The following is a 5,862-nucleotide window of genomic DNA, read 5'->3' as shown; positions in this document are numbered from 1 at the left end:
CCGCCGCCGCCCAGAACGCCCTGCGCATCGCCGGCAAGCGGCCGCAGGACATTCGGATCGCCGGGATGGGCGACGGTGCTGCGGGCGTTGCCTGCCTGACCATGCTGCACAAGATGGGCGTACCCCTGTCCAACATCAGCGTTTTTGATCGTGACGGGGTGCTGCATCCGGGCCGGGGCGATCTTGCGCCGGAACAGATGCGCCTTGCCACCGCTGCCGAAGGCACGCAACTGGCCGAAGCCATCACCGGCGCCGACATGTTCCTGGGCCTGTCCGGCCCCGGACTGCTGCCGGCGGATCTGGTGGCCCTGATGGACGACAAGCCGATCCTGTTCACCCCGGCCAACCAGGTGCCCGAGATCATGCCCGAGGCCGCGCGCAAGGCCGCCCCCGGCGCGATGATTGCCACGGGCCGGTCGGATTTTCCCAATCAGGTGAACAACGTCCTGTGCTTTCCCTTCATCTTTCGCGGCGCGCTGGACGTAGAGGCCATCGGCATCAACGACGCCATGAAGCTGGCCTGCGTCGATGCCTGCGCGGCGATGGAGACCGGCGTGGCGCGCCGCAAGCTCGATCTTGAGGCCTACCGTCAGAGCCTTTAGGCGCCGGTCTTCAAATCCGCGCTGATCATGCGCGGCGTGTTCGAGACCGCGCGCCAGTCCCGCCGCCGCATCGTCTTTGCCGAGGGCGAGGATGACCGCGTTCTGCGCGCGGCCCAAGCCATCGCAGAAGACAGCACCGACATGCCGATCCTTGTCGGGCGGCCCGAGGTCATCGCCCAGCGGCTGGATCGCGCCGGCCTGACCATCCAGCCGGGCCGCGATTTCCAGATCGTGAACCCGCAAAGCGACGACCGCTACCACGACTACTGGCAATGCTATAACGCGGACCTGCAACGGCGCGGCGTGACACCGGATTTGGCCAAGGCGGTGCTGCGCACCAGCACCATCGCCATTGCCGCCGTCATGGTGCGCCGGGGCGATTCCGACAGCCTGATCTGCGGCACCTTCGGGCATTACAAGTGGCATCTGAACTACGTCACCCAGATGTTGCAGACCGGTGAGCACGCCCCCACCGGCGCCCTGTCGCTGGTGCTGCTAAACGACGGCCCGCTGTTCGTGGCCGACACCCATGTCACCGTCGAACAGACCCCGGACAGCCTGGCCCGCACGGTGATCGCCGCGGCCCGCCACGTGCGCCGCTTCGGGTTGGAACCGCGGATCGCGCTGTACTCCGGCTCGCAATTCGGCAAGCCCGACAGCCGCTCGGGCCGGGCCATGCGCGGGGCGCTGGACATTCTGGACAGCCAACCGCGCGATTTCGAATACGAGGGCGAGATGGACAGCGATGCCGCCCTCGACCCCGATCTGCGGAACCGGTTGACCGGGCGCGCCAACGGGCTGGTCTACGGCAATACGGATGCCGCAGGCGCGGCCCGTAACCTGTTGAAAAGCATTGGTGGAGGACTTGAGGTCGGGCCGATCCTGATGGGCGTGGACAACCGCGCCCACATCGTGGCCCCCGGCGTTACCGCGCGCGGATTGCTCACTATCGCCGCGTTGGCCGGCGCGGATGTCTCCAGAAACGGCTGACGCGGCGGGCCCGTTCGGTGCTGCTGGAGCCGGACGGGCGACACCGACTTGCCCACCCATGGGCATTCTGGAAAGGAGGAGGAGAGGCCCCATGACATCTGATCAAACGATCGATGCCGTGAACGAGAAATTGCCGTCAGGCAAACTGATGACCCTTGGACTTCAGCACGTGCTGGTGATGTATGCGGGCGCGATTGCCGTGACGCTGATGCGCGTCGGTATCAACTGGATCTTCGGCATTCCCGTTGGCCCGACCGCGCCGCAGGTGGTCGATCCGGCCCATGCCGCCTGGCTGGCCCGGGTGACCGAACTGGGCGCGGGCGCCGTTCCCGACATGCCCGGAGGCCTGAAACTTGCCCCGACCCTGAACAACGTGAACTATGCCACGCCGCAGAACATGATGATCTCGGCGCTGGTGCTGGGCACGATCGTGGTTGTCATGAAATACGCGCGCGGATTTCTGGCCAATGCCTCGGTGCTTATCGGGATCGTGACCTGCGCGCTGGCCGCCACCTCGCTGGACATCATGCAATTTGACCATGTGGCCAAGGCCGGCTGGTTCGAACTGGTGACGCCGTTCCGCTTCGGACTGCCGATCTTCGACCCGGTCATGATCCTGACCATGACGCTGGTGACGGGGGTCGTGATGATCGAATTCACCGGCATGTTCATGGCCGTAGGAGACATCTGCGGCAAGAAGATCGAACGTCCCTCGCTGTCGGCCGGGCTGAGGACCGGCGGTCTGGGCACGCTGATCGGAGGGCGGTTCAACACCTTCCCCTGTATCTCGTTCAGCCAGAACGTCGGCCTTGTGGGGGTCACCGGCATCCGCGCGCGCTAAGTCTGCGTGGCGGGGGCGTGCACTGATCGCACCGGCCACGGCAATCAGAAAGGCAGTCGCCCCGGTTTCAGAAGGGGCGCTCAGGCGTTGGGCGGGTTGGCCAGAAGCCCCTGCATGGTTCGCACGCCGTGATCGACGGCAAATTCCACCAGCAGGCGCACCTTGGGATCCTGCAGCTTCCTGTGCGGATACAGGCAGCCAAAGACCGAAGGTGCGGGGCGGGCGTGCGGCAAAACCTCGACCAGCCGCCCGGCGGCCAGATGCGCGGCCACGTCGAATTTCGGCTTGTTTGCGATACCGGCCCCGGCCAAGGCCCAGTCGGTCAGCACATCGCTGTCATCGGCATCGAACTTGCCACTGACCTCGAACTTGCGCAGCCCATCGGGGGTGTTCAGCAGCCAGAAATACTCGGGCGAGCGCGGATAGCGCAGCAGCAGGCAGTTGTGGCCGCGCATCAGATCCTCGGGGTCGGCGGGCACGCCAAACCGCTCCAGATAGGACGGCGCGGCACAAAGCACGCGCGGGCAATCGGCGATCTTGCGCAGCTTCAGGCTGCTGTCATGCGGGGTGCCGACGAAGAAGGCCACGTCCAGACCGTCGGCCAGCAGATCGACCTTGCGATCCGACATGCGCATGCGCACCTCGATGCCGGGGTTGCGCTCCACGAAATCGGGGATCATCGGCGCGATGATGCGCCGCCCGACGCCCAGCGGCGCGGTGATGCGGATCACCCCGCGCGGTGCGGTCGAAAACTCGGCCACCACCGCTTCGGCCTGATCCACCGTTTCCAGAACGCGGCGGGCTTCTTCATAGAACCGCTGGCCAACCTCGGTGGGGGTCAGCGACCGCGTGGTGCGATTGAACAGCCGCACGCCCAGATGCTGCTCCAACTCCTTGATGCGTTTGCTGGCCACGGCGGGGGTCAGCCGCAGGTCGCGTCCGCCCGCGGTGATGCTGCCAAGCTCGACCACGCGGGTGAACACCCGCAGACTTTCCAGATAGGCCATTCAGAACACGCCCATTTTTTTCGCGTGGCCGCCCCTTGGCCAGCACCGCGCCATTTTCAACGATCTGTTGAAAGTTATTCCCAAACAACGCCGTTTGTCGAGGCAGTCGCGCGGAGTAGAGTTGAGATACCCGCTTTCCCCAGCCTGACCGGAGGCCCGATGGACCCGCAACCCCATATCCGCTTTCTTCTCAACGGAACCGAGATCACGGCCAGCGACGTGCCCGCCACGCAGACGCTGCTGGATTTCCTGCGCATCGACCGCCGCCTGACCGGCACCAAGGAAGGCTGCGCCGAAGGCGATTGCGGCGCCTGCACCGTGCTGGTTGGCCGGCTGCATCAGGGCAGCCTGCGGTACGAGCCGGTGAACGCCTGCATCCGCTTTCTGGCCTCGTTGAACGGCTGCCATGTGGTCACCGTCGAACATCTGTCGGGCCCCGATGGCCGCCTGCATCCGGTGCAGCAGGCGATGGTGGATTTCCACGGCAGCCAATGCGGGTTCTGCACGCCGGGCTTCGTGATGTCGCTGTATGCGCTGTGGATGCAATGCCCGCAGCCGACCCAGACGCAGGTCGAAACCGCGATCCAGGGCAACCTGTGCCGCTGCACGGGGTACGAACCAATCGTCAAGGCGGCGCTGGCGGTCAACACCTACGGCAGCCCGGCCAGCGACTATCTGACCCGCGAACGTACCGCGATCACCGCGCAGCTGGAAGCGATGCAACCCAAGGTCCGGGTCGAGGTCGGCCCCGCCGACAACCGCGCCATCCTGCCCGTCGATCTGGATGATCTGGGGCAGGTTCTGGCCGAGACACCCAAGGCCACCATCGTCGCCGGGGCCACCGACGTGGGGCTGTGGGTGACCAAGTTCATGCGCCCGATCTCGCCGGTGGTGTTCATCGGGCATCTTGAGGACCTCAAGACCATCGAATTGACCGACACCGATCTGACCCTTGGCGCCGGTGTCACCTATGATGAGGCCGAGGCGGCGATCCGCGAGGCCTTCCCGCATCTGGGCGATTTCTGGGATCGCATCGCCGGTTGGCAGGTGCGCAGCATGGGCACCATCGGCGGCAATATCGCCAATGGCTCGCCCATCGGTGACACCCCACCGGTGCTGATCTCGCTGGGCGCCGAGGTGACGCTGCAAAAGGCCGGCGGTCAACGCAGCCTGCCGCTGGAGGACTTCTTCATCGACTACGGCAAGCAGGATCGCGAGCTGGGCGATTTCGTCGCCAGCCTGCGGATTCCGCGCCCCGCACCGGGCCAGATCGACGCCGCCTACAAGATCTCGAAACGCCGGGACGAGGATATCTCCTCGGTCGCCGCCGGGATCACCGTGGTGGTCGCGGAGGGCAATGTGGCCGAGGCCCGCATCGCGTTCGGCGGCATGGCCGCCACCCCGAAACGCGCCGCCAAGGCCGAAGCCGCGCTGCGCGGCCAGCCCTTTGGCGCAGCCGCTTTCGAAGCCGCCGCCAAGGCCCTGGCCGAAGATTTCACACCGCTGACCGACTGGCGGGCCTCTGCCGACTACCGGCAACTCGTGGCGGCAAACCTGCTGCGGCGGTTCTGGCTAGAGCATGGCGATCCGGCGCAGGCGCCCGACAGCCAGGCCGTGGCCTGAAAGGAGACGACGATGAAGGACATGCACACCATCAGCGGCGCGGTCAGCAAGGACCGCATCCATGACAGTGCCACCAAGCACGTCACCGGACAGGCCGAATACACCGACGACATTGCCGAACCCAAGGGCACGCTGCACGCTTATCTTGGCGTCGCCTCGGTCGCGCACGGACGCATCCGCGCCATGGACCTGAGCGCGGTCCGCGCCGCGCAGGGGGTGGTCGATGTTCTGACCGCCGAAGATATTCCCGGCGTCAACGACATCAGCCCCACCGGGCGTCATGACGAACCGGTGTTTCCCACCAAGCTGGTGGAATACCACGGCCAGCCCCTGTTCGCGGTCGTCGCCGAAAGCCGCGATGCGGCCCGGCGCGCGGCGGAACTGGCCGAGATCGACTATGTGGAACTGCCCCATGCCATCGACGCCCCGGCGGCGCAGGCAGCGGGCATGCCCATGGTCACCGATCCGCTGACCCTGCAACGCGGCGATGTGGCCACCGGTCAGGCGGCAGCCGCGCACCGGGTTCAGGCGCGCATGGTCGTCGGCGGTCAGGATCATATGTATCTGGAGGGCCATATCGCCTTTGCCATTCCCGGCGAGGATGACGATGTGATCGTGCATTGCTCGACCCAGCACCCCAGCGAGGCCCAGCACATGGTCGCCCATGTGCTGGGGGTGCCGTCGAACGCAGTGACGGTGAACGTCCGCCGCATGGGCGGCGGGTTCGGCGGCAAGGAAAGCCAGATGAACATCTTCTGCGCCGTGGCCGCCATCGCCGCCAAGCGCCTGAACCGCCCGG

General features: G+C 66.2%; 4 protein-coding genes and 1 pseudogene. 4 read left to right on the top strand and 1 reads right to left on the bottom strand.

Going from position 1 to position 5,862, the window contains the following annotated elements:
* Together AB0T83_RS20050 and AB0T83_RS20045 are read left to right on the top strand one after the other, a co-directional pair.
* Positions 1-1,592 (top strand): annotated as a pseudogene (locus AB0T83_RS20050) (phosphate acyltransferase); the annotation flags it as partial.
* 91 nt (positions 1,593-1,683) lie between these two features.
* The gene (locus tag AB0T83_RS20045; protein ID WP_366194969.1) at positions 1,684-2,433 is read left to right on the top strand and encodes a solute carrier family 23 protein; all 750 of its coding nucleotides are present in this window, start codon (positions 1,684-1,686) and stop codon (positions 2,431-2,433) included.
* An 80-nt stretch (positions 2,434-2,513) separates the two neighbouring features.
* On the opposite strand, the gene AB0T83_RS20040 is transcribed toward AB0T83_RS20045, so the two are convergent.
* The gene (locus tag AB0T83_RS20040; RefSeq protein WP_366194968.1) at positions 2,514-3,440 is read right to left on the bottom strand and encodes a LysR family transcriptional regulator; all 927 of its coding nucleotides are present in this window, start codon (positions 3,438-3,440) and stop codon (positions 2,514-2,516) included.
* 159 nt (positions 3,441-3,599) lie between these two features.
* Between AB0T83_RS20040 and xdhA the strand changes: the two genes are divergently transcribed.
* Positions 3,600-5,063: a xanthine dehydrogenase small subunit gene (gene xdhA, locus AB0T83_RS20035; RefSeq protein WP_366194967.1), complete on the top strand. Its 1,464-nt coding sequence runs from the start codon at positions 3,600-3,602 to the stop codon at positions 5,061-5,063.
* Between the two features lie 12 nt (positions 5,064-5,075).
* The coding region (locus tag AB0T83_RS20030; protein ID WP_366194966.1) for a molybdopterin cofactor-binding domain-containing protein at positions 5,076-5,862 on the top strand (787 nt) is incomplete at its 3' end.

The sequence above is a fragment of the Meridianimarinicoccus marinus genome (assembly GCF_040689105.1).
Classification (GTDB): domain Bacteria; phylum Pseudomonadota; class Alphaproteobacteria; order Rhodobacterales; family Rhodobacteraceae; genus Meridianimarinicoccus; species Meridianimarinicoccus marinus.
Note: the sequence above shows the minus strand (reverse complement) of the source record. Positions and strands in the feature narration are given on the sequence as shown.

What these genes read in the sequence shown, in the direction of transcription:
- AB0T83_RS20045 (WP_366194969.1), top strand. Translation starts at nt 1,684, where the DNA reads ATGACATCTGATCAAACGATCGATGCCGTGAACGAGAAATTGCCGTCA.
- AB0T83_RS20040 (WP_366194968.1), bottom strand. Translation starts at nt 3,440, where the DNA reads ATGGCCTATCTGGAAAGTCTGCGGGTGTTCACCCGCGTGGTCGAGCTT.
- xdhA (WP_366194967.1), top strand. Translation starts at nt 3,600, where the DNA reads ATGGACCCGCAACCCCATATCCGCTTTCTTCTCAACGGAACCGAGATC.